The sequence below is a fragment of the Dellaglioa sp. CoH-57-MRSF-19 genome (assembly GCF_056781975.1).
The window spans coordinates 1-230 of the sequence record NZ_JBXAXW010000050.1; the positions used below are offsets into that span (position 1 = coordinate 1).

The following is a 230-nucleotide window of genomic DNA, read 5'->3' on the forward strand; positions in this document are numbered from 1 at the left end:
GAAAAATCCAGCGACTGGATCGGCGGCTACGCAGAAGAAAGTCTGATTCCGATCCGATTCCCGCTGGACCGTGCGGACTCGTATCAGATCGGCTGGTTCTCCAGCGAGTGGCCGTATGATTTCGTGTCGAATGTGCGGCCGGGCGGAACCCTGTTCGAGACGGCAAACCTGCAAGAAGCTCAGGAGCAGCTGGAAAAGATGTGCGCCATGAACAAAGGCGTGCATTACCG

General features: G+C 57.0%; 1 protein-coding gene. It reads left to right on the top strand.

Going from position 1 to position 230, the window contains the following annotated elements:
* A partial coding sequence (locus tag AC1RO3_RS08110; protein WP_481763947.1) for a hypothetical protein occupies window positions 1-230 on the top strand: 230 nt, incomplete at both ends.